General features: G+C 67.1%; 20 protein-coding genes and 1 pseudogene. 8 read left to right on the forward strand and 13 right to left on the reverse strand.

The annotated features are described in order from the left end of the window. Positions 1 to 4 precede the first annotated feature (4 nt). From QZM72_RS03565 to QZM72_RS03590, 6 genes are all read right to left on the reverse strand, one after another. Positions 5 to 313 (reverse strand): hypothetical protein, encoded by a 309-nt coding sequence (locus QZM72_RS03565; protein WP_089471616.1) that lies wholly within the window; start codon positions 311 to 313, stop codon positions 5 to 7. Between the two features lie 228 nt (positions 314 to 541). Further along, entirely contained in the window at positions 542 to 1,276 is a 735-nt protein-coding gene (locus QZM72_RS03570; protein ID WP_301737185.1) for an LrgB family protein, read from the reverse strand. Continuing rightward, positions 1,273 to 1,644, reverse strand: a complete 372-nt coding sequence (locus QZM72_RS03575; protein ID WP_301737186.1) for a CidA/LrgA family protein — start codon at positions 1,642 to 1,644, stop codon at positions 1,273 to 1,275. The genes QZM72_RS03570 and QZM72_RS03575 overlap by 4 nt, the downstream gene beginning before the upstream one ends. A 268-nt stretch (positions 1,645 to 1,912) precedes the next feature. Continuing rightward, positions 1,913 to 2,947 (reverse strand): alpha/beta hydrolase, encoded by a 1,035-nt coding sequence (locus QZM72_RS03580; RefSeq protein WP_301737187.1) that lies wholly within the window; start codon positions 2,945 to 2,947, stop codon positions 1,913 to 1,915. 57 nt (positions 2,948 to 3,004) lie between these two features. Beyond that, positions 3,005 to 3,430, reverse strand: a complete 426-nt coding sequence (locus tag QZM72_RS03585; RefSeq protein WP_089471620.1) for an organic hydroperoxide resistance protein — start codon at positions 3,428 to 3,430, stop codon at positions 3,005 to 3,007. A gap of 225 nt (positions 3,431 to 3,655) precedes the next feature. Beyond that, the gene (locus QZM72_RS03590; RefSeq protein WP_089471621.1) at positions 3,656 to 4,222 is read right to left on the reverse strand and encodes a TetR/AcrR family transcriptional regulator; all 567 of its coding nucleotides are present in this window, start codon (positions 4,220 to 4,222) and stop codon (positions 3,656 to 3,658) included. A gap of 290 nt (positions 4,223 to 4,512) precedes the next feature. On the opposite strand from QZM72_RS03590, the gene QZM72_RS03595 reads away from it, so the two are divergent. The 3 genes and pseudogenes from QZM72_RS03595 to QZM72_RS03605 form a co-directional block, all read left to right on the forward strand. After that, positions 4,513 to 6,366, forward strand: a complete 1,854-nt coding sequence (locus QZM72_RS03595; RefSeq protein WP_089471744.1) for an ABC transporter ATP-binding protein — start codon at positions 4,513 to 4,515, stop codon at positions 6,364 to 6,366. Positions 6,367 to 6,489: 123 nt separating this feature from the next. After that, complete coding sequence (locus QZM72_RS03600; protein WP_301737188.1) at positions 6,490 to 7,002, forward strand: DUF4262 domain-containing protein; 513 nt, start codon at positions 6,490 to 6,492, stop codon at positions 7,000 to 7,002. Between the two features lie 134 nt (positions 7,003 to 7,136). After that, positions 7,137 to 7,994 (forward strand): annotated as a pseudogene (locus tag QZM72_RS03605) (porin); the annotation flags it as partial. Positions 7,995 to 8,056: 62 nt separating this feature from the next. Here QZM72_RS03605 and QZM72_RS03610 read toward each other — a convergent pair. The 3 genes from QZM72_RS03610 to QZM72_RS03620 form a co-directional block, all read right to left on the reverse strand. After that, positions 8,057 to 8,524 (reverse strand): sodium:proline symporter, encoded by a 468-nt coding sequence (locus tag QZM72_RS03610; RefSeq protein WP_301737189.1) that lies wholly within the window; start codon positions 8,522 to 8,524, stop codon positions 8,057 to 8,059. A 60-nt stretch (positions 8,525 to 8,584) separates the two neighbouring features. Then, positions 8,585 to 9,250: a nitroreductase gene (locus QZM72_RS03615; RefSeq protein WP_089471624.1), complete on the reverse strand. Its 666-nt coding sequence runs from the start codon at positions 9,248 to 9,250 to the stop codon at positions 8,585 to 8,587. A 220-nt stretch (positions 9,251 to 9,470) separates the two neighbouring features. Continuing rightward, the gene (locus QZM72_RS03620; RefSeq protein ID WP_301737190.1) at positions 9,471 to 10,433 is read right to left on the reverse strand and encodes a LysR substrate-binding domain-containing protein; all 963 of its coding nucleotides are present in this window, start codon (positions 10,431 to 10,433) and stop codon (positions 9,471 to 9,473) included. A 57-nt stretch (positions 10,434 to 10,490) separates the two neighbouring features. Between QZM72_RS03620 and QZM72_RS03625 the strand changes: the two genes are divergently transcribed. The 3 genes from QZM72_RS03625 (at position 10,491) to QZM72_RS03635 (ending at position 13,428) form a co-directional block, all read left to right on the forward strand. Then, the gene (locus QZM72_RS03625; RefSeq protein ID WP_301737191.1) at positions 10,491 to 11,390 is read left to right on the forward strand and encodes a DMT family transporter; all 900 of its coding nucleotides are present in this window, start codon (positions 10,491 to 10,493) and stop codon (positions 11,388 to 11,390) included. 493 nt (positions 11,391 to 11,883) lie between these two features. After that, entirely contained in the window at positions 11,884 to 13,038 is a 1,155-nt protein-coding gene (locus QZM72_RS03630) for a branched-chain amino acid ABC transporter substrate-binding protein (RefSeq protein WP_301737192.1), read from the forward strand. Positions 13,039 to 13,125: 87 nt separating this feature from the next. Continuing rightward, positions 13,126 to 13,428, forward strand: a complete 303-nt coding sequence (locus QZM72_RS03635; RefSeq protein ID WP_050015635.1) for a hypothetical protein — start codon at positions 13,126 to 13,128, stop codon at positions 13,426 to 13,428. Positions 13,429 to 13,523: 95 nt separating this feature from the next. On the opposite strand, the gene QZM72_RS03640 is transcribed toward QZM72_RS03635, so the two are convergent. Continuing rightward, entirely contained in the window at positions 13,524 to 16,571 is a 3,048-nt protein-coding gene (locus tag QZM72_RS03640; RefSeq protein ID WP_301737193.1) for an FAD-binding and (Fe-S)-binding domain-containing protein, read from the reverse strand. 150 nt (positions 16,572 to 16,721) lie between these two features. On the opposite strand from QZM72_RS03640, the gene QZM72_RS03645 reads away from it, so the two are divergent. Then, the gene (locus tag QZM72_RS03645; protein WP_089471630.1) at positions 16,722 to 17,612 is read left to right on the forward strand and encodes a LysR substrate-binding domain-containing protein; all 891 of its coding nucleotides are present in this window, start codon (positions 16,722 to 16,724) and stop codon (positions 17,610 to 17,612) included. Between the two features lie 21 nt (positions 17,613 to 17,633). Here QZM72_RS03645 and QZM72_RS03650 read toward each other — a convergent pair whose 3' ends face one another. Continuing rightward, on the reverse strand, positions 17,634 to 18,482 hold the full coding sequence (locus QZM72_RS03650) for a LysR substrate-binding domain-containing protein (protein WP_089471631.1): 849 nt from the start codon (positions 18,480 to 18,482) through the stop codon (positions 17,634 to 17,636). Positions 18,483 to 18,593: 111 nt separating this feature from the next. Between QZM72_RS03650 and QZM72_RS03655 the strand changes: the two genes are divergently transcribed. After that, a complete protein-coding gene (locus QZM72_RS03655) occupies positions 18,594 to 19,241 on the forward strand; it encodes a LysE family translocator (RefSeq protein ID WP_089471745.1) in 648 nt (215 codons plus the stop codon). Between the two features lie 60 nt (positions 19,242 to 19,301). Here the strand turns inward: QZM72_RS03655 and sfnG are convergent, their stop codons facing one another. After that, positions 19,302 to 20,405: a dimethylsulfone monooxygenase SfnG gene (gene sfnG, locus QZM72_RS03660; protein WP_301737194.1), complete on the reverse strand. Its 1,104-nt coding sequence runs from the start codon at positions 20,403 to 20,405 to the stop codon at positions 19,302 to 19,304. 37 nt (positions 20,406 to 20,442) lie between these two features. After that, on the reverse strand, positions 20,443 to 21,003 hold the full coding sequence (gene msuE, locus QZM72_RS03665) for an FMN reductase (protein ID WP_301737195.1): 561 nt from the start codon (positions 21,001 to 21,003) through the stop codon (positions 20,443 to 20,445). Positions 21,004 to 21,309: the final 306 nt, after the last annotated feature.

A 21,309-nucleotide genomic window follows, 5' to 3' on the forward strand; every position in this document is an offset into this window, starting at 1 on the left:
ACCGTTACTGGCCCGACGCCGGCGCGGCCGGCGCCGCCTTCGTCGCGGGCGCCTTCTGCACGGCGTTCTGCGGATAGTTGCTCTGGTCGTTGGTCAACCGGTAGCCGCTGCCGGTGCCGATCGCCTTCAGGTCCGACGCGTGCCGCGCGCGGGCCGCCTTGCGCGCCGCCTTCTTCTGCGCCTTGTCGAGCGGCTTCTGCGTCGGCGCGGACGACGCCGCGTCCTGCGCGTATGCCGCCGGCGCGGCGGTCAACAACAGACCGAACGACGCCGCTACTGCTACTGCCACCGAAACCACGCGAGACTGCTTCATGGCCGATCTCCTTGTCGATTGTTGAGTGTGGGTCGGACACCGGCGTGCACGCGACGGCTTGCGACAACGGCGCCGATGCAACGTTAGCCGATCGGCGCGCAAATGTCCGTGTGCGTTCCTGAATTGTCCTGATAACGTCAACGATACATGTGCGCCGGGGGCGCGGTCGTTTCGGCCTGCCGTGCGCGCCATCAGGGAAACCGCTACCCGGGGCGCGCGGGCCGGCGCTCAGATCCAGCGCGACAGCACCGGCAGCAGGACCGGCACGACGAACGCCGTCAGCACGCCGTTCAACCCCATCCCGAGCCCGGCGAACGCGCCGGCTTCCTCGCTCACCTGGAACGCGCGCGCGGTGCCGATCCCGTGCGACGCGACGCCGAGCGCGAAACCGCGCACGGCCGCCTCGTCGACCCGCAACAGATTGAGGATGCCGCGCGCGCACACCGCGCCGAAGACCCCGGTCGAAATCACGAGCACGGCGGTGAGCGACGGAATGCCGCCGATCTCGGCGGCGACGGCCATCGCGATCGGCGTCGTCGCCGATTTCGGCGCGAGCGATGCGATCGTCTGGTGCGACGCGCCGAACAGCACGGCGATGCCGACCGCCGACCCGATCGCGGTCAGCGAACCCGCGAGCAGGCCGGCGAGCAGCGGCAGCGCGCTGCGCCGCAGCTTCGACCACTGGCGGTACAGCGGCAGCGCGAGCGCGACCGTCGCGGGGCCGAGCAGGAAGTGGACGAACTGCGCGCCCTCGAAATACGTCGGATACGGCGTATGCGTGAGCGTCAGCAGCACGACGATCATCGCGACCGCGATCAGCACCGGATTCGCGAGCGGATTGAAACGCGCCCGTGCATAGACAGCTTGCGCGAACAGATACGCGACCAGCGTGATGGTCAGGCCGAGCAGCGGGCTCGCGGCGAGATAGACCCAGATCGCGCCGAGCTTCGGGAAGGCCGTCATTGCGCGCCCTCCGCGGTGCCGCCCGCGCGGCGCTGGCGCCGCAGCAGCGCGCTCGTGACGAGCGCCGTCACCGCGATCGCGAGCGTGGTGCTGACGGCCAGCGCGACGACGACCGCGACCGCGTCGCCGCGCACGCGGTCGGCCGACACCATGATGCCGACGCCGGCCGGCACGAACAGCAGCGACAGGTGACGCAGCAGGTCGAGTGCGGTCGGCTCGATCGCATCGGCCGCCTGCGGACGCAGCATCACGAAGCCGAACAGCAGCAGCATGCCGATCACGGGGCCCGGCACCGGCAGGCCGAACAGATAGGACACGCCTTCCCCGAGACACTGGAAGATCAGCAAGACCGCGAACGCCTGCAACATGAACCGCTTCTCCCGAACGTGGCCGCGCGACCGTGCAACCGCGCGGCCGATGAGCCGGCTGTTTGCGACGCCGGCGTGAACGATACGGCCGATCGTACCAACAATGCCGCCGGCGCGGGCGCGATCGTGCGACGGCGCGAGGGCCGTTCAACCGTTTCAACCGTTTTGCGCGGCACGCTGCCGGGACATGAACGAAATGCCCGCATGCGAAAACGGCGGGCAGATGCCCGCCGTCCTGTCGTTCCGGGTCGAACGACTGCCTATCGCGTTACTTCAGCCGCGTCGCGATTTCGTTGGCCATCGCCTTCGTCGCGGCCTTCGTCGGCGCATCGTCGGCCAGCGCGTTCAGCAGCCCGAAATCATGGATCGTACCGTCATAGCGCGTGGTCGTCGCGTCCACGCCGGCCGCGTCGAGCTTGCGTCCGTACGCTTCGCCTTCGTCACGCAGCACGTCGAACTGCGCGACCTGGATCAGCGCGGGCGGCAGCCCCTTCAACTCCGCGACGCTCGCGCGCAGCGGCGATGCGTAGATCTCGTTGCGTTGCGCTTCGTTCTTCGTATAGGCGTCCCAGAACCACTTCATCATCGGCCGCGTCAGGAAATGGCCTTGCTGATACGCGTTGTACGAACCCGTGTTGAAGTTGTGGTCCGTGACCGGCCACATCAGCCCCTGGAAGCGGATCGCGGGACCGCCCTTGTCCTTCGCCATCAGCGCGACGACAGCCGACATGTTCCCGCCGACGCTGTTGCCGACCACCGCGAGGCGGCTGCCGTCGACGCCGATCTCCGCGCCGTGCGCGGCGACCCACTTCGTCGCCGCATACGCCTGGTTGATCGCGACCGGGTAACGCGCTTCCGGCGACGGCGTGTAGTTCACGAACACCGCGACGGCGCCCGACTGCACGACGAGATCGCGCACGAGGCGCTCGTGCGTCGGGAAATCGCCGAGCACCCAGCCGCCGCCGTGGATGAACACGAATACCGGCGGCGTGCCCGTCACGCCTTGCGGGCGCACGATCGTGACCGGCACCGACAGGCCGTCCTGTTCGATCGTGCGGTTCGACACGTCGATGCCGGACAGATCGACCTTCACGCCGTTCTGCGCGTCGACCAGCACCTGGCGCGCTTTGGCGGGGCTCAGCGTTTCGAGGCCCGGGCCCTTCTGGCCGTTCAGCGCGGCGAGGAATGCGCTCGTCTTCGCATCGGGGCCAACGACGTCGGCGCCCGCGGCAAACGCGGCAGGTGCGGTGGACAGTGCGGCTGCAACGGCGGCGGCGATCAGCAGCGGCTTGACGATCTTCATGGTGCGACTCCTTGGTCGAATCTTCGAATGGCGATGAATGATTGGCAGTGCGACCGATCAGACGAGCGTGAGCGTAACGTCGATGTTGCCGCGCGTCGCGTTGGAGTACGGGCAGACGACGTGCGCACGGTCGATCAGCGTTTGAGCCACGTCGCGATCGAGGCCCGGCAACGAGATCTTCAGTTCGACTTCGATGCCGAAGCCGTTCGGGATCGCGCCGATGCCGACGCTGCCGTCGATCGCGGCGTCCGCGGGGATCGCGATCTTGTCGCGTGCCGCGACGAACTTCATCGCGCCGATGAAACACGCGCTGTAGCCGGCGGCGAACAGTTGCTCGGGGTTCGCGCCCGCGCCGCCCGCGCCGCCGAGCTCGCGCGGCGTGGTCAGCTTCAGGTCGAGGCCGCTTTCGGGCACCGTCGCACGGCCGTCGCGGCCGCCGGTGGCTTTTGCATGGGCGCGGTACAGCACTTTTTCGATCGACATGACAGACTCCTTTTCAATAAATGAATGAAACGACCTTCGAACCGGGGACTGCGGGCCGGCGGTTTCCACATCGGCGCCGCATCGGTTTATCTACTCATAGATAGATAAACGTTCCCAAAAAATGCAGACAGATGATCCGTCTGCGCCAAAACATCTATCTACTACATGATAGATGAGGAGATTCAATAAAAAGGCGGCGAACCGCCTCACTGCTTGCGCCGGCCGTCAGGACCGTGTTTTCCAGACGGCCTCGACGTCCTCGAGACGCGCTCGAGTGTGAAACAACCGGCTGGCGAGCACGCTGCCCTGGAACGCCGCGTACAACGTGCGCGCCGCGGTTTCGGGCGCGCCGCTGAACTGCAGCGTGCCTTCCTTCGCGCCTTGCGCGAGCAATTCCGCAAGCCAGCTTTCGTTGGCCTTGAAGAACGCCTGCACCGCCTGCCGCACGTTCTCCGGCAGCGTTTCGATGTCGGCCGCGAGCATCCCGCACAGGCAGATCAGGTTGCCGTCGCCGAGCGTGCGGCCGAACATCTTCGTGTACAGGCTCAGCTTCACGTCGGCCGGCAACGCCGGATCGATCGCCCGCACGGCCGCGAGGACTTCGTCGCTGTAGCCCGCCACCGCTTCCAGCACGAGATCGTCCTTCGACGGGAAGTAGTAGTGGATGCTCGACGTCTTCACGCCCACCAGGTCGGACAGGTCTCGATAGCTGAAGCCGTTGTAACCGCGCTGCATCATCAGCGTGATCGCGTGGTCGAGAATCTGTTCGCGGACGGTCGGTTTCGTTTCCATGGATCGAACTTTATCTACTCATAGATAGATAGTCAAGAGGTTTTTTTAAGGGCGTGATGATCTTGTCGGCAAGCCCGCTACGCAAACCCCGCGCCATTCGCCCGGCCAGCGCGACTTACAACCGGCCTGCAGCCCGATCGAATCGATGCGACACTTCACGCCGGCCCAAGCGCACCGCGGCGCAACGTCCAGCGGCTGGACGGATGGGCCGGCACACGATGACCGTATCGCGTCCGGCCCGGCATCATCGGCCCGCCCGCCGCGTCGGGCCGCACAAGGAGAACAAGTCGATGTATTCGTGGTTTGAACGGCGCCTGCCGACTTTCCCGCTCGAAGATCCCGTCACGCCGCCGAAGGGATTCTTCTCGTTCGTCTGGGCGTGCACGAAAGGCGCGCGCGGCTGGATCCTGATGATCGCGCTGACGTCGGCCGCGCTGGCCGCGTACGAAGCCGCGCTGTTCGCGATGATGGGGCACGTGGTCGACTGGCTGTCGTCGTCGACGCCGGCCGGATTCGGCGGCCGCCACTTCGGCACGCTCGCCGGTTTCGCGGCGATCCTCGTCGGCAGTGCGCTGCTGATCGTGCTGCATACGATGGTCAAGCACCAGGTGCTCGCGATCAACTTCCCGATGCGGTTGCGCTGGGTATTCCACCGGCTGATGCTCGACCAGAGCCTGTCGTTCTACGCGAACGAATTCGCGGGCCGCGTGACGACCAAGATCATGCAGACCGCGCTGGCGGTGCGCGACGCGCTGTTCATGTCGGTCGACGTCGTGATCGGCGTCACCGCCTACCTGATCGGCATCCTCGCGCTCGCCGCCAGCTTCGACTGGCGGTTGATGATTCCGCTCGTGCTGTGGGCGCTCGGCTACGGCGCGGCGTGTGCGTATTTCGTGCCACGCCTGGGCGCCGTCGGCAGCCGGCAGGCCGACGCGCGCGCGCTGATGACGGGCCGCATCACCGACGCGTATTCGAACATCACGACCGTCAAGCTGTTCTCGCATACGCGGCGCGAAGCCGACCACGCGCGGCGCGCGATGGAAGCGTTCAAGGCGACCGGCGACGCGCAGATGCGGCTCGTCAGCGCGTTCGAGATCGTCAACCACCTGCTGTCGACGCTGCTGCTGGTCGGCTCGGCGGGGCTCGCGCTCTATCTGTGGATGCACGGCGAGGCGAGCGCGGGCGTCGTCGCGGCCGTGATCGCGATGGCGCTGCGCCTGTCGAGCTACTCGCACTGGATCATGTGGGAAATGACCGAGCTGTTCGAGAACGTCGGCACGATCCAGGACGGCATCAACACGCTGACGAAGGTGCGCAGCGTGGTCGACGCGCCCGATGCGAAACCGCTTGCGGTGCAGCGCGGCGAAATCGTGTTCGACAACGTGCAGTTCGCGCACGAGGACAACGATCGCGCGGTATTCGACGGGCTGAACCTGACGATCCGGCCGGGCGAGCGGATCGGCCTGATCGGCCGCTCGGGCGCCGGCAAGTCGACGCTCGTGAACTTGCTGCTGCGCTTCTACGACGTGGGCGGCGGCGCGATCCGGATCGACGGGCAGGACATCGCGCACGTGACGCAGGACAGCCTGCGCGCCGCGATCGGGATGGTGACGCAGGATACGTCGCTGCTGCACCGGACGATGCGCGAGAACCTGCTGTATGGCCGACCCGACGCGACCGAGCGCGACATGCAGGACGCGGCCGTGCGCGCGGAAGCGGCCGAGTTCATCGACCGGCTGCGCGACCGCCACGGCCGCAGCGGCTACGACGTCGAAGTCGGCGAGCGCGGCGTGAAGCTGTCGGGCGGTCAGCGGCAGCGCGTCGCGATTGCCCGCGTGATGCTCAAGGACGCGCCGATCCTCGTGCTGGATGAGGCGACCAGCGCGCTCGATTCCGAGGTCGAAGTCGCGATCCAGCGCAGCCTCGACAGCCTGATGACCGGCAAGACGGTGATCGCGATCGCGCACCGGCTGTCGACGATCGCCGCGATGGACCGGCTGATCGTGCTCGACGAAGGGCGCATCGTCGAGGAAGGCACGCACCAGCAGTTGCTGCAGGCGGGCGGCATCTACGCGGCGCTGTGGGCGCACCAGAGCGGCGGGTTCCTCGGCGAAACGGCGGACGCGGAAAGCATCGCGCAGTAAGCGGGACCGTCGTGGCAACATGGCGGACGGCGATCGCACGCGCGTTGCACGGTGATCGCTTTCCCGCCGGCAGGACGCCATCGCCCTGCTCCCTGCCGCCCGACACGGAATCAAGGAACCCGCATGACAACACGGCCGGATATCGCCACCGCACTCGACGCGCCCGATTCGGTGCTCGAGGAAGACGAGCAGCGCTTCGTACATCAGATTCGCCAGCACGGATGGTTCCGCACGGAGATATTCGCGGAAGGCGACGAACCGGGCTTCTCGTTCACGACCGGGTTGTGGGCCAACCACGGTTTTCCGGAAATCATCGTGTTCTCGTTGCCTGCGCGCATCGTCCATGACGTGCTGTGGGATGTGTACCGGAAAGTTGCGGCCGGCACGCCGCCGCCGCTGGGGGAAGTCACGGCCGCGGTCTACGGCAACGCGAACGCACTGTTGATGCCGGTCGAGAAGGAACACTACGAAGCCCATCTCGGCTGGAACCGCTGGTTCTACGGCAACGACGACTTCCCGTGCGTGCAGCTGCTGTGGCCCGACCGCAACGGAATTTTTCCGTGGCAGCCGGAAGCGCACGACGCATTGAACGCCGCGCAGCCGCGCCTGTTCGCATCGCGCGACGGCCGCCGCTGACCGGCATACCGCAAGCGCACGGCACGCCGGCCACGATGCAGAAGCGAGCCGCGCAGCGGCCGTCGATTCGTTGCGCACGCATCCATCACCGCGCCGCCACATAACGATCCGACAATTTATTGGTTTCCTTGACGGGCCAGCGCGAATTCGGCCGCAACGCCGTCGTCGGCCTCGCGAGCAGCACCTACGGCACCGTGACGCTCGGCCGCCAGTACGATCCGGTCGTCGATCTCGTACAGGGCCTCACGCAGGACAACTACTTCGGCGGCGTGTTCGCGACACCGGGCGATCTCGACAACTACGACAACAGCCTGCGCGTGAGCAACTCGGTGAAGTACACGAGCCCGCTGATTGCGGGCTTCCAGTTCGCGGCGCTGTACGGCTTCGGCGGCGTCGCGGGCGCGGCCGGCAGCGGCCGCACGTACAGCTTTGGCGCGAGCTACGCGAACGGCCCGCTGTCGCTCGGCGCCGGCTACTTCTACGCGAACGGCGTGCGCACGTGGTCGAGCAGCTCCGACACGCCGTTCAACACCGTGATCAACCAGGGCTTCTCGAGCGCGAAGACGATCCAGATCGTGCGCGTGGCCGGTCAGTACGTGGCCGGGCCGGCGACCTTCGGCCTCGCGTATTCGAACACGCAATACGGCGCGGACACGCTGTCGGCGTTCAACCGGAACGCGAAGTTCAACAACGGCTCCGCGTTCTTCAACTGGCAGTTCTCGCCGCCACTGCGCGCGGGTGTCGGCTACAACTACACGTCGCTGACCGGCCCGGCTTCCGCGCACTACAACCAGGTCAACCTCGGCGCGGATTACGCGCTGTCGAAGCGCACCGACCTGTATGCGCTGTTCGGCTATCAGAAGGCGAGCGGCAACACGCTCGACGCGAGCGGGGCGACCGTGAAAGCGGCCGCGTCGGTCGGCTCGTACGGCGTGAACTCGGGCACCGATACGCAGGAACTCGCGATCGTCGGCATTCGCCACAAGTTCTGATCGTCACGCCGCACGACGATCGTCATGGCAGGCGCGCATCGCGTGCGTGCCTGTACAGGGTGTTAGCGGTCAGCGTCGCGCCGGGCGACGTAATAGACAGCCGCCGCCGTGATCCCGAAGATCAGATGAGCAACCAGCGTGATCGCGCCGCGAACGGGGATGAACCAGGGAAAGATCGCCGTGAACCCGTACAGGTTCACGCCGTACAGCAGGAGCCCGAACGCGCCGCCGGCGAACAGCGCGGCCGCGCCCGACAGACTGCGGACCAGCCGTGCCAGCACGGCCGCATAGACGAGCGAAAGCATCGCATGCACGAGCGTCGCCACGCCCATCACCCGCGGATCGAAGCCGCCGGACGCACCGAGCACGCTTCGCCCCATTACGATCGCGGCCGTGAGGCGCGCGTCGCGGGACAGATTCTGGACGGCGTCATCGCCGGCGATTGCCCAGAGCAGCAACTCGACGACGGTCGACGCGACTGCCGCGCCAAACGCAGCCCAGAGAATCGACACCACATGCGCTCGTTTCAATGCTCGTCCTCATGGCGGGCCGATCGATGCATCAAGCGAACCGCCGTGCAAACCGGCGTACTACGCCCCTTCGCAGTCCGACCAGTACGCAAACGGGTCGCGATGTTTCGGATAGTGCTCGTCCAGCCATTTCAGCAGCGTCGCGCGGGCGTTGTCCATGTCGGCCTTCAACGACGACGTCGTCAGTTCGTGCACTTCGACGGACTTTTCCCGATCGATCACGAAGCAGTTCCAGTCGGGGCCATCGAGATCCGGGTCGTCGGACGCCTTCGACGACTTGCTCCACCCGAAACGCTTGCGCGCGTCGATGTAGTAGCGCGGGTGCACCTTCAGATACGACATCTCGCCGCCCTGCAGACTGCTCTCGGCGCGCAGCACGTCGCGTTCGTCGACGATCTGCGTGACTTCCGGAAGCCGGCGCGAGCGCCATCCGGCAGGCAGCGTCGCTACCGCGCGGACGCTGTCGTAGGTGCCCCACTCGAGGCCCCACGCTTGCGCCATGCGCTTCATGAACGCGTCGGCGCTCGGATAACCGCGCAGCTGGATGCGGGTCGACAGCGTGACTTCCACCCCGCCGCGACCGCCGGATGCGCTCGACACCTCGTCGTCCGTTGCGAACGGATTGCCCGGACGCGGCGATTCGCGCTTCGCATCCGTGGGCGCCAGGCCGGAAAAAAGCTGATCCAGCGCCGCACGCGCTTTCGACGATTTGTCTGGTCTGTTCATCGGTTCCCTTTTCTGCAAATTTGAACCCGTACTGTCATGGTTGGAGAGTGGCCCATCCGCGGGCCAAAGGCGCGATTCTGCCTCACTTCGGCGATCTCGCCGTATTCCGCGGCTGCATTGTAACGATTCGGCGGCTCAGGCCGGACGAAGGGACGGGCGGCCCGTTGCCTGCATGACCCGCGTGCCGACGGGCTCGCCTGCGCGAACCGCCGGATGCGCGCTACCCCAGCGCCTTCACCATCCGCTCCATCAACGCGAGGACCTCCGGCCGATTCTCGCCCTTCGCATGCACGAAGTGATAGCTGAGCAGCGAATCGACCTCGTGACGGCTCACGCGCACAAGCGCGCTGCGCTGCAGATATGCATCCGCAAGCGGCGTTCGCGCAAGCGCCACGCCCAGCCCCGCTTCGGCCGCCGCCAGCACGAGGTTGTAATCCTCGAACCGGCGATCCTGCGCACGCGGCTTGAACGGAATGCCGAGCGCATCGAACCACGTGCGCCAGCCGGTCACGTCGGAATCGTGCAGCAACGGCAGGTCGAGCAGCGCGGCATCGCCCGTTGCGCGGCGCATCCTGGCCAGTTGCGCGGCGAGCCGCGGATGGGCGACCGGATACAGCCGTTCCGGCATGAACGGCCGGGTTTCGAGCTGGCGCCAGTTGCCGCGGCCGTACCGGATCGACAGATCGGCTTCTCCGCCGGCGATATCCACGTTGCGCAGTTCGATGCCGAGCTCGATGCGCAACGCGGGCGCTTCGCTCTCCAGCGCCTGCTGCCGCTCCAGCAGCCACAGCTGCGCGAACGCGGGCACCACGCTCATCCGGACCAGCCGCGGCGTGCGCGGCGAGCGCCACTGATCGGCCGCGCCGTCGATGATCGCGAACGCCTGCTCGATCCGGCCGACGAAGCGCTGCCCGTCCGGCGTCAGGCGCACGCCGCGCGCATGCCGTTCGAACAGCGCCATCCCGAGCCAGTTTTCCACGGCGGCCACCCGTCGGCTGATCGCGCCGTGCGTGACGCCGGAGACGTCGGCGGCCGCGAGAAACGAACCCTCGCGCGCCACCGTGCAGACCGTCTCCAGGCTCGCGAGCGGCGGCCGCGGGGCCGGCATTGGCGCGGCGGCTACCGGGCGCACATGCGCCGGACCGTCGGCCTGTTGCGCCCCCGAGCTGTGAGCCATTTTCATATCCGGGTGTTGATCTGTGCGCTAGCTTAGCATCTTGCGACGCCGCACCATGGCTGCATGAATACACTTTCGTCATCGACGTCGCGCCGCGCGCGACAACCGCTCGTCGCGGCAGCGGCGGTCGCGTTCACGATCGTCTCGTGGGCGTCCGCGTTCCCGTTCATCCGGATCGGCCTGCACGGCCTCGCGCCGCTGCAGCTCGCGGCCGCACGCTTCGCGACCGCCGCGTTGCTCGTGATCGCGTGGCTCGCATGGCGGCGACCGCCGCTGCCGACGAAAACCGACGCGTGGCGCTTTCTCGCATGCGGCCTGCTCGGCATCGCGCTCTACAATGCGCTGCTCAATACCGGCGAACAGACCGTGTCGGCCGGCGCGGCGAGCTTCATCGTGAACACGCTGCCGATCTTCACCGCGTTGCTGGCCGCCGTGTTTCTGCGCGAGCGCTTCAATCGCTGGGGCTGGCTCGGGTCGCTGGTCAGCCTGGCCGGCATCGCGGTGATCGCACGAGGTCAGCCCGGCGGCCTCGTCCTCGGCTCGGGGAGCACGCTGATCCTCGGCGCGGCGCTGTGTTCGGCCAGCTATTTCGTGTTGCAGCGGCGGCTGATTCCCGTGTACGGCGCGCTGCCGTGCACCGCGTACACGCTGCTGGCCGGCGCGGTGCTGCTCTCGCCGTGGCTGCCCGGCGCGCTCGTGTCGCTCGGCGGCGGGTCGCGCGACACGACGTTGGCCGTCGTGGTGCTCGGCGTCTTTCCGGCCGCGCTCGGGTACGCGACCTGGACCTTCGCGCTCGGCTACTTCGGCGCGGCGCGTGCGGCCAGCTTTCTCTACCTGACGCCGGCAGTCGCGACGCTGCTGTCGGTGATGCTGACGGGCGAGCGGCCCGGCATCGCGACGGCGTGCGGCGGCCTGCTGGCGATTGCAGGGGTGATCGTCGTCGCGTTGCGCGGACGGTCGTAGGTCGAGACGGCGGCGAATTGCGTGGCCGACGCGACGATCCGAAAGCAGAACCGACGCCGGTCCCGCAACGCCGCCGGTCTTTGCCGATCCGGATGCGCGATCCGGCCCGTGCGATCGGCACCCCTTCATTGGCGCTGCCGAACTTGACCGTTAGTTGCATAACAACCTCAATCACGCTCGATGAAGCGCGGCCATGAAACCGGATACACGATGCGCAATCGACCAAACTGTGCAGACAAATCGACCAAACACTTCCGGATTGACCGCCAGTCAGTGTCCATGGCTTCGCCGTGTCGACCGGCCGAATAATGGATGCGGCCGTAAGGCCGACGACAGCGAACCGCAATCCGCGGGCCGCCGCCGCGCACGATTTCCTGTATCCGGACGCCCTGCAAGCGACGCCCATGGCGGGTAGTAAAAATCGTCCGACCGCCCCGGCCCCAGCCGGCCGGCTGAGACGCCAATAGAAAGACATTCAATTCGGAGATGGCAGATGGAACGAAGCACTGTCGGCATGCGCTGCAAACCCCTGATCACCGTTGCACTGGCTGCCGCCGCGTTCGCGGCCGCGTCGAGCGCAATGGCCGACCGGGTCGTGAAGATCGGCAGCGTCGAACCGACGACGGGTGGCATCTCGCACCTCGGCAAGGACAATGAAAACGGCGCGCGCCTCGCGGTCGAGGAAATCAACGCGAAGGGCCTGACGATCGGCGGCAAGAAGATCACGCTGCAACTCGACGCGCAGGATGACGCGGCCGACCCGCGCCAGGCGACGCAGGTTGCGCAGAAGCTGGTCGACGACAAGGTCGTCGCGGTCATCGGCCATCTGAACTCGGGCACGTCGATTCCGGCGTCGAAGATCTACAGCGACGCGGGCATCGTGCAGATCTCGCCGTCGGCGACCAACCCGACCTACACGCAGCAAGGCTTCAAGACGACCTACCGCGTGGTCGCGACCGACGCGCAGCAGGGCCCGGCGCTCGCGAGCTATGCGCAGTCGAAGGGCGTGAAAAGCGTCGCGGTGATCGACGATTCGACCGCGTACGGCCAGGGCCTCGCGAACGAGTTCGAGAAGAAGGCGAAGGCGCTCGGCCTGAAGGTGCTGTCGCATGACGCGACCAACGACAAGGCGGTCGACTTCCGCGCGATCCTGACGAAGATCAAGGGCGAGAACCCCGACGCGATCATGTACGGCGGCATGGACGCCACCGGCGGCCCGCTCGCGAAGCAGGCGAAGCAGCTCGGCCTGCGCGCGAGGATCCTGTCCGGCGACGGCGTGTGCACCGACTCGCTGGCCCAACTGGCCGGCCCGGCGGCCGACAACGTGCTGTGCTCGCAGGCAGGCGCTGCGCTCGAGAAGATGCCGGGCGGTGCGGACTTCCTCGCGAAGTACCAGAAGCGTTTCAACCAGGGCATCAAGTTCGACGCGCCGTTCGCGTATGACGCGGTCTACATCGCGGTCGACGCGATGAAGCGCGCGAACTCCACCGACCCGGCGAAGATCCTCGCGGCGATGCCCGCGACGAAGTACGACGGCGTGATCGGCACGACGACGTTCGACGCGAAGGGCGACCTGACGCACGGGATCATCTCGATCTACGGCTACAAGAGCGGCAAGAAGACCTTCCTCGACCAGGTGAAGATGTAACCCGACGCGGCGCCGGCACGACGGGAACGCCACTCGTCGGCGCCGGCGCCGCGCGGGCCGATTTCAGATTCACGGAGACGAAGCATCATGTGTGCAATGGCGTATGCGGAATTCCAACAGGAGTTGAAGAAGGCGCAGTTGACGGCGCGCGAGTTCGCCCGTCTGATCCGGATGAACGAAAGTTCGATTACCAACTATTCGAGCAAGGGCACCGTCCCTTCCCATCTCGCGGTCATCGCGAAACTGATCGGCACGCTGGCCGCGCACGAGATCGACTTCCGGCGCGTGATCCGGCAAATGCGGATCGAGCCGAAACGGCCGCGCGGTGTCGGCGTGTTTCCCGCGGCCGAAAAACCGCGCGCGCGGAAAGCGGCGAAAGCCGACGCCTGACCCGCGCCGGCGAAGGTCGACAGCGGCACGGGGATGGCCGCCCGACACGCGATCGACGCCCCGTTGCCGGCCGTGCGCTCTGCACCGCCCTGTTCTTACCCCACCGCCCGCACGTGATCGAGCAGCGCCTGCAACGGATGGCGCACCTGCTTCGCCGACAGGCGCTTCACCTGGCTGCGACACGAATACCCGGTCGCCAGCGCCTCGCCTTCCGCGTGCGCCCCGTCGACGTGCGCGGCCCACGACTGCGCATAGATCGTCTTCGACGTCGCGAGATTGCGCGCCTCGTGCCCGTACGTGCCCGACATCCCGCAGCACCCGGTCGCCTGAACCTGCAAGCGCAGCCCGCGACGCGCGAACACCTGCGCCCATTGCCTGCCGCTGTCCGGCGCGTTGGTTTTCTCGGTGCAGTGCGGCAGCAACCGATACGAAACCGTCGGCCCGCCCGCTCCGGCTTCCGGCAGCGCATCCAGCAGCCATTCCTGCGGCAGCGCGACTTTCGGCACGTCGGCGAGCCCCGTCACCTTCAGGTATTCCTGCCGATACGTGAGCGTCATCGCCGGATCGAGGCCGACCAGCGCGACACCCGAGCGCGCCAGCGCGGCCAGTTGCGTCGCGTTGCGGATCGCGGCCTGTTCGAATGCGCGAAGAAACCCCTGCACGTGCAGCGCCTTGCCGTTGGGCGCAAGCGGCGCAAGCCACACCTGAAAGCCCAGCCGCGCCGCCAGCTCGATCAGCGTCGCGAGCTGCTCGGTATCGAAATAGCGCGTGAACGTGTCCTGCACGATGACGACACTGCGCGCGCGCCGCGCATCGCTCAGCGCGGCAAGCGCGTGCGGGTCGGCCGGCTTCACGCGCCACGCGCGGATCACGGCCGCGAGATCGAAGCGGCTCAGCAGCGGGCTGTCGACCATGCCGACCCGACGCTCGAGCAGCGTCCGCACCCAGCGGGCACCCATCAGCCCGTTGTACAGCGCGGGTACGCGCGCCATCCACGGCATCGTGAATTCGAGCGAACCGATCAGGTAGTCGCGCAGCGGCCGCATATAACGCTGGTGATACAGCTCGAGAAAGCGCGAGCGGAACTCGGGCACGTTCACCTTGACCGGGCACTGTCCGGCGCAGGACTTGCATGCGAGGCAGCCGGCCATCGCGTCGTACACCTCGTGCGAGAAATCCGCGCCGCCACGACGCGCGTTGCGGCTGTTGCGCCAGCGCTCGACCAGCCCGCGCAGCAACGGTTGCCGCGCACGCGCCGCCGCGACGACGTCGACGCCGGCCAGCCCTTGCAGACGCAACCATTCGCGCAGCAGCGACGCGCGCCCCTTCGGCGACTGCAGGCGTTCGCGCGTCGCCTTCCACGACGGGCACATCGCGTCGTCCGGATCGAAGTTGTAGCACGCACCGTTGCCGTTGCAATGCATCGCGGTGCCGTAGCTTTGCCACACGCGCTCGTCGATCTGACGGTCGTGGTCGCCGCGCGTGGGCACCTCGTCGATCTTCAGCAGCCGCAGCGTCGAGTCTGGCGGCGTCGCGATCTTGCCCGGGTTGAACTGGTTGTGCGGATCGAACGCGGCCTTCAGTTGCTGCAGCGACGGATACAGCTCGCCGAAAAACGCCGGCGCATATTCGGAGCGCACGCCCTTGCCGTGCTCGCCCCATAAAAGGCCACCATGCCGCCGCGTGAGTTCGGCCACCGCGTCCGACACGGGCCGCACCAGCGCCGCCTGCTTCGGGTCCTTCATGTCGAGCGCCGGGCGCACGTGCAGCACGCCCGCGTCGACGTGGCCGAACATCCCGTACTGCAGCCCGTGGCCGTCGAGCAGTGCGCGGAATTCGGCGATGTACGCGGCGAGATTCTCGGGCGGCACCGCGGTGTCCTCGACGAACGGCTGCGGACGCGCCTCGCCCCGCACGTTGCCGAGTAGCCCGACCGCCCGCTTGCGCATCGCATACACGCGCTTCACCGCCTCGTCGCCGGCGGCAAGCGTGTGGCCGAGGCGCTCCACGCTCGTATCGGTGCGCAGATGCTCGACGAACGCGCGCACGCGCGCATCGACGTCGCGTTCGTCGTCGCCGCTGAATTCGATCAGGTTGATGCCGAGCGTCGGACGCGCGTCGTCCTGCGGGAAATACTCGGCCACGCTGCTCCACACGAAGTCCTTCATCGCGAGCATCAGCACCTTCGAGTCGACCGTCTCGATCGACAGCGGCTTGAGTTCGAGCAGCGCGCGCGCGTCGCGCAGCGCGTCCATGAAGCCCGCGTAACGCACGTTGACCAGCACCGAAAACGTCGGGATCGGCAGCACGTTGAGCGTCGCCTCGACGACGAAGCCGAGCGAGCCTTCCGCGCCGCACAGCACGCTGTTCAGGTTGAAGCGGCCGTCCGCTTCGCGCAGGTGCGCGAGGTCGTAGCCGGTCACGCAGCGGTTGAGCTTCGGAAACTTCGCGTCGATCAGCGCGGCCTTGTCGTCGCTGATGCGCCGCGCGGTGCGATAGACCTTGCCGACGCGGTCCTGCCGCGCGCAGCGGCGTTCCAGTTCTTCATCGTCGAGCGCGTCGCTGTGCAGCCGCTCGCCGCCCATCAGCACGACATCGAGTTCGAGCACGTGGTCGCGCGTCTTGCCGTAGGTACAGCTGCCCTGCCCGCTCGCATCGGTGTTGATCATCCCGCCGATGGTCGCCCGGTTCGACGTGGACAGCTCCGGCGCGAAGAACAGCCCGTGCGGCTTCAGCGCCGCATTGAGCTGATCCTTGACGACGCCCGCCTCGACACGCACCCGGCGCTGCGCGACGTCGATGTCGAGGATCCGGTTCATGTTCCGCGACAGGTCGACGACGATGCCGTCGGTCAGCGACTGCCCGTTGGTGCCGGTGCCGCCGCCGCGCGCGGCGACCGCGACGTCGCGATGCGCGGGCTCGGCGAGCAGCCGGGCCAGCAGCTGGACGTCTTCCGCATGCGCGGGGCAGACCACCGCCTGCGGCAGGCGCTGGTAGATCGAGTTGTCGGTGGCCTGCACGGTCCGGTTCGCGTGGTCCGCATGGATTTCCCCGGCAAAGCCGGCCGCCTGCAGCGCGGCGAGAAAATCGCGATAAACGTTCGCGGACGGGCTGGCTGGACGAGGCAACGGGACGATCGACATGGGGCAAAAACGCAATGGGGTGGAGCCGGCCGGTTCGCGCGCCAAAACATGATTTTTTGGCAAGTTTCCGCGCAACCGGGATTTCCAGTATCTTTCGATATTCCACCAGAAACAAACGAATTCTCGACCGGCGAAACTTGCATAAAACTCATGAATTACCGCCGCCTCACCCCGTCGATGTCGCTGCTGCTCGTATTCGAGGCCGCCGCGCGGCATGAAAGCTACACACGCGCGGCCGACGAGCTGTCGCTGAGCCAGAGTGCGATCAGCCGGCAGGTGCAGACGCTCGAGGATCAGCTCGGCGTGCCGCTGTTCCGGCGCGAGGGCCGCTCGGTCAAGCTGACCGAAGTCGGCCGTCGTTACTTCGCCGAGCTGAGCGGCGCGCTGGGGCGCATTCGCGGCGCGACGCTGCAGGCGATGTCGCATCAGGCGGGCGCCGGCTCGCTGCGGCTGGCGACCCTGCCGACCTTCGGCTCGAAATGGCTGCTGCCGCACCTGCACGGGTTCTACGCCGCGCATCCGGGCATGACCGTCCACCTGCATTCACGGATCGGCGCGATCGATTTCCTCAACGACGATCTCGACGCGGCGATCACCGTCGGCGCGGGCGACTGGCCGGGCCTGCACGCGCATCGGCTGTACAACGAGTTCCTGGTCGCGATCGCCCCGCCCAATACCGGCCGTGGCCGCAAGGCCGACGCGCGCAGGCCGGCCTGGGCCGCGAAGCAGACGCTGCTGGGCGTGACGAGCAATCAGCAGGCCTGGGCCGAGTGGTTCTCGCACTATCGGCTCGACCATCGCCAGATGCGCGTCGGCCCGAGCTTCGAATTGACGTCGCACCTGATCCAGGCCGTGCGCGCGGGAATGGGAATCGGGCTGGTGCCGAAGATGCTCGTGGAGGACGAATTGAGCCGCGGCGAGCTCGTGTCGATCGGCGAAGCGATTACCAGCCAGCGCAGCTATTACCTCGTCTACCCGCCGGGCAACGACACGCTGCCATCGCTGGTCGCCTTCCGCGAATGGCTGCTGGCGTCGTGCTGACGCGCTGCGAGCAGGCGGGCTTCACGCACGCCATTGGCCGAGAATCTGCTCGGCGAGGTAGTCGCACGGCGGCCGCGCCGACTGCGCGCTGCGCGCGAGCACGACTTCGAGTTCACCGAGCGACGGCAACCCGTGGCTCTCCGACAACTGCAGCAGGTGATCGGGCACGCAGCAGCGCGCGAGCGGCGCGATGGCGAGGCCGGCCTCGACCATGCTGAGCAGCCCGAGAAAGCTCGGGCTTTCGTATGACATCCGGTACGGGATCTTCCGCCGGTTCAGCGCCTTGATCGCATGATCGCGCGCCGTGCTGCCGTGCGAGAACAGCGCAACCGGCAGCGGCCGCTCCTCCCACACGTTCCGTTTCGGCGATCCCGTCCAGACGATCGGCTCGAGCCGGATCAGCTCGCCGGACACGCCCTTGACGCGGGTCAGGCAGGCGAGGTCGACCGTGTTGTCCTTGAGCATCGGCACGAGCGCGTTGCTCGGCTGGCCGATCACGCGCACTTCCACGCGCGGATGCATCGCGGCGAACTTGCCGAGCACCTGCGGCAGCAGCGACGAGATGTAATCGTCGGGCACGCCGATCGTCACGCGGCCGCGGATCTCAGGACGCACGACCGACGCCCACGCCTCGTCGCGCATCGCGAGCATCCGGCGGCCGTAGTCAGCCAGCCTCCTGCCGTCGTCGGTCGCCGTCACGTTGCGCGTGTCGCGAATGAACAGCGGCTTGCCGAGCGCGTCTTCCAGCGTCTTGATCTGCATGCTCACCGCCGACGGCGACCGGTGCACGATCTGCGCGCCCTGCGCGAACGATCCGGATTCCGCGACGGCCACCACCATCGCGAGCACATCGAGGTCGAGCTTCTTCATTTCTATTCAGAAAAACTGATCAATCGATTCAGTTTATCCCGTTTTACTGTTCCCCTCCAGCGCCGGACAATGAACGCCGTCAGCACTCATTCGACGCAGGAAGCGGAAAACATGCACACGTCCGGATCGCTCTACGGGTTTCTCGTCATCGGCGGCATGCTCGCGGTCACGCCGGGGCCGAACATGGTCTACGTGATGTCGCGCTCGATCGCGCAAGGGCGGGCGGCCGGGCTCGTTTCGCTCGCCGGCGTGATGCTCGGCTACCTGTTCTACATGTTCGCCGCGGCGTTCGGCATCACGACGCTGTTCATGAGCGTGCCCTACGCGGGCAGCGTGCTGGGCGCGGTCGGCGCGACCTATCTGCTGTACCTCGCCTGGCAGGCGGTGCGGCCGGGCGGCCGCTCGCCGTTCGAGGTGAAGACGCTGCCGAACGAGCAGCCGCTGCGGCTGCTCGCGATGGGCGCGACGACCAGCGTGCTGAACCCGAAGCTCGCGATGTTGTTCGTGTCGCTGCTGCCGCAGTTCATCGACTACGGGCAAGGCAGCGTGTTCGGCCAGTCGCTGTTTCTCGGCTCGCTGCTGATTGCCGCGTTCGCGTCGGCCAACGGGATGGTGGCGATCTGTTCGAGTAGCCTCGCGACGTTCCTGCACGGCCGTCCGACGCTGCTGCTCGCGCAGCGCTGGGCCATGGGCGCGGTGCTCGGCGGCCTCGGCGTGGAGATGATGATCGACGCATCGAAAATGGCGGGCATCGCGTAAGCGTCGTGCCGCCGCGCGGGCCCGCACGATCGCGGGCCGCGCGCGGGCGGCGGGTCGACGTCACGCGGCAATGGCCTGCCGCTGCGCCTCGAGTTCGCGCACGAGCGGCAGCACGCGCTTGCCGAAGTACTCGACTTCCTCGATGAAATGCAGGAATCCGGCCAGCACGAGGTCGACGCCGATCGCCTTCAGCGCGACGATCCGCTCGGCGATCTGCTGCGGCGTGCCGATCAGGTTCGTGCGGAAGCCGTCGTTGTACTGCACGAGATCCTCGAACGTCGATTTCGCCCAATTGCCCTCGCCTTCGGGCGACGCGTTGCCGGCCTGCTTCACCGCATCGCCGAACGCGTGCACGGCCTCGACGTGCGCGTGCCGGATGATGTCGTCGAGCACGGCCTTCGCTTCTTCCTCGGTGTCGCGCGCGATCACGAACGCATTGACGCCGATCCGCACGCGATGGTCGTTCGCGGCCGCCTTCGCGCGGATGTCGTCGATCTGCGCCTTCAGGTTCTCCGGCGTGTTGCCGTTCGTGAAATACCAGTCCGACACGCTCGCCGCGTTGTCGCGCGCCGCCCGCGAACTGCCGCCCTGGAAGATTTCCGGATGCGGCTTCTGCACCGGCTTCGGGCTCAGCGTGTAATCGTTGAAGCGGTAGAAGTCGCCCTTGAACGTGAAGTTGTCCTGCGTCCAGATGCCCTTGAGCGCCTGGATGAATTCCTTCGAGCGCCGATAGCGTTCGTCGTGCTCGAGCCACGGCTCGCCGATCGCGGTGAATTCGCCCTTGAACCAGCCGCTCACGACGTTGATCGCGATGCGCCCGTTCGAGATGTGGTCGATCGTCGCGAGCTGCTTCGCGACCACGGCCGGATGCCACGGTCCCGGCAGGATCGCGGCGAGCACCTTGAGTTTCGTCGTCGCATGCAGCAGCGCCTGGCTGAACGACACCGACTCGTGCTGGTATTCGGCGCCATAGCCGGCCGTGAAGCGAATCTGGCTCAGCGCGTAGTCGAAGCCGGCCGCCTCGGCCGTGCGCGCGAGCTTCTGGTTGTATTCGAGGCTCCAGTCGGTGCGTTGCTCGATCGTGCTGACGACGAGGCCGCCGCTGACGTTCGGCACCCAGTACGCGAATTTGACGCCGTCGGCGGAAGGGTCGGGAAGGCTCATGAAGGTGTCCTGGTCGAAGGGGAAATGAAAAAGCGGCTTAGGCGGCCGCGGCGGAAAGCGCGTGCGGGCGCAGTTGCGGCACCGCACGCTCCACGGCGCGCGCGATGCGCTCGCGCAACGCCGGGTTCGCGATCCGGTACCGATCGAAATCGCTTTCGGACGCATACACGCCGATCGGCAGCGTGCGCGCCTGGAAGAAGCTGAACAGCGGGCGCAGCTGATGATCGATCACGAGCGCATGACGCTCACTGCCGCCGGTGGCCGCGAGCAGCACGGGCACGTCGACGAGCGCGTCGTGGCGCACGAGGTCGAACAGGTGCTTGAAGAGGCCCGTGTACGACGCGCGATACACCGGGCTCGCGACGACGAGCGCGTCTGCCGTCTCGATCGCGCGGATCAGCGCATCGAGATCGGCCGGCACCTGTGCGCGCGTGAGTGCGCCGGCCAGCCGGCTGCCGATCTCGCCGAGTTCGATCAGCCGCGTATCGATCGGCAGCGCGGCGCCGAGCGCCGTGACGATCGCGTCGGTCAGCGCCAGCGTGCGCGACGGCCGCTGCAGGCTGCCCGATATCGCGACGACGTTGAGGGTGTGGCTCATGCAATGCGTTCCCGTGGTGGAGCCGCGTGCGGTGCGGCGATACCGGTTCGGGTCAGCAAGGAGCGTGCCATTGGTGCGGGGGCGTGTCGGAACAGTCTTCTGCATCACGAATCTTTTCGCCATCGCCCGCCGGAAAGGGCGCTCGGCCTAATGCGCGACAACGACAAGCGTTCCCGTTCGCGCGTCACATCGATATTCCGTCACGCGATGAATCCGGGGCAGCGGGTCTGCTGATGCGCTGCTGGTCAGGCAGCAGCGCATCGCACGCGATAGCGCTGAATTTGATGCCGCGACATCACTGCCCCG

The organism is Burkholderia sp. AU45388, assembly GCF_030481585.1.
In the GTDB taxonomy this organism is placed as follows: domain Bacteria; phylum Pseudomonadota; class Gammaproteobacteria; order Burkholderiales; family Burkholderiaceae; genus Burkholderia; species Burkholderia sola.

Excerpts from the sequence above, each read along its gene's own strand:
- QZM72_RS03565 (WP_089471616.1), bottom strand. The coding sequence starts at position 313 with ATGAAGCAGTCTCGCGTGGTTTCGGTGGCAGTAGCAGTAGCGGCGTCG.
- QZM72_RS03570 (WP_301737185.1), bottom strand. The coding sequence starts at position 1,276 with ATGACGGCCTTCCCGAAGCTCGGCGCGATCTGGGTCTATCTCGCCGCG.
- QZM72_RS03575 (WP_301737186.1), bottom strand. The coding sequence starts at position 1,644 with ATGTTGCAGGCGTTCGCGGTCTTGCTGATCTTCCAGTGTCTCGGGGAA.
- QZM72_RS03580 (WP_301737187.1), bottom strand. The coding sequence starts at position 2,947 with ATGAAGATCGTCAAGCCGCTGCTGATCGCCGCCGCCGTTGCAGCCGCA.
- QZM72_RS03585 (WP_089471620.1), bottom strand. The coding sequence starts at position 3,430 with ATGTCGATCGAAAAAGTGCTGTACCGCGCCCATGCAAAAGCCACCGGC.
- QZM72_RS03590 (WP_089471621.1), bottom strand. The coding sequence starts at position 4,222 with ATGGAAACGAAACCGACCGTCCGCGAACAGATTCTCGACCACGCGATC.
- QZM72_RS03595 (WP_089471744.1), top strand. The coding sequence starts at position 4,513 with ATGTATTCGTGGTTTGAACGGCGCCTGCCGACTTTCCCGCTCGAAGAT.
- QZM72_RS03600 (WP_301737188.1), top strand. The coding sequence starts at position 6,490 with ATGACAACACGGCCGGATATCGCCACCGCACTCGACGCGCCCGATTCG.
- QZM72_RS03615 (WP_089471624.1), bottom strand. The coding sequence starts at position 9,250 with ATGAACAGACCAGACAAATCGTCGAAAGCGCGTGCGGCGCTGGATCAG.
- QZM72_RS03620 (WP_301737190.1), bottom strand. The coding sequence starts at position 10,433 with ATGAAAATGGCTCACAGCTCGGGGGCGCAACAGGCCGACGGTCCGGCG.
- QZM72_RS03625 (WP_301737191.1), top strand. The coding sequence starts at position 10,491 with ATGAATACACTTTCGTCATCGACGTCGCGCCGCGCGCGACAACCGCTC.
- QZM72_RS03630 (WP_301737192.1), top strand. The coding sequence starts at position 11,884 with ATGGAACGAAGCACTGTCGGCATGCGCTGCAAACCCCTGATCACCGTT.
- QZM72_RS03635 (WP_050015635.1), top strand. The coding sequence starts at position 13,126 with ATGTGTGCAATGGCGTATGCGGAATTCCAACAGGAGTTGAAGAAGGCG.
- QZM72_RS03640 (WP_301737193.1), bottom strand. The coding sequence starts at position 16,571 with ATGTCGATCGTCCCGTTGCCTCGTCCAGCCAGCCCGTCCGCGAACGTT.
- QZM72_RS03645 (WP_089471630.1), top strand. The coding sequence starts at position 16,722 with ATGAATTACCGCCGCCTCACCCCGTCGATGTCGCTGCTGCTCGTATTC.
- QZM72_RS03650 (WP_089471631.1), bottom strand. The coding sequence starts at position 18,482 with ATGAAGAAGCTCGACCTCGATGTGCTCGCGATGGTGGTGGCCGTCGCG.
- QZM72_RS03655 (WP_089471745.1), top strand. The coding sequence starts at position 18,594 with ATGCACACGTCCGGATCGCTCTACGGGTTTCTCGTCATCGGCGGCATG.
- sfnG (WP_301737194.1), bottom strand. The coding sequence starts at position 20,405 with ATGAGCCTTCCCGACCCTTCCGCCGACGGCGTCAAATTCGCGTACTGG.
- msuE (WP_301737195.1), bottom strand. The coding sequence starts at position 21,003 with ATGAGCCACACCCTCAACGTCGTCGCGATATCGGGCAGCCTGCAGCGG.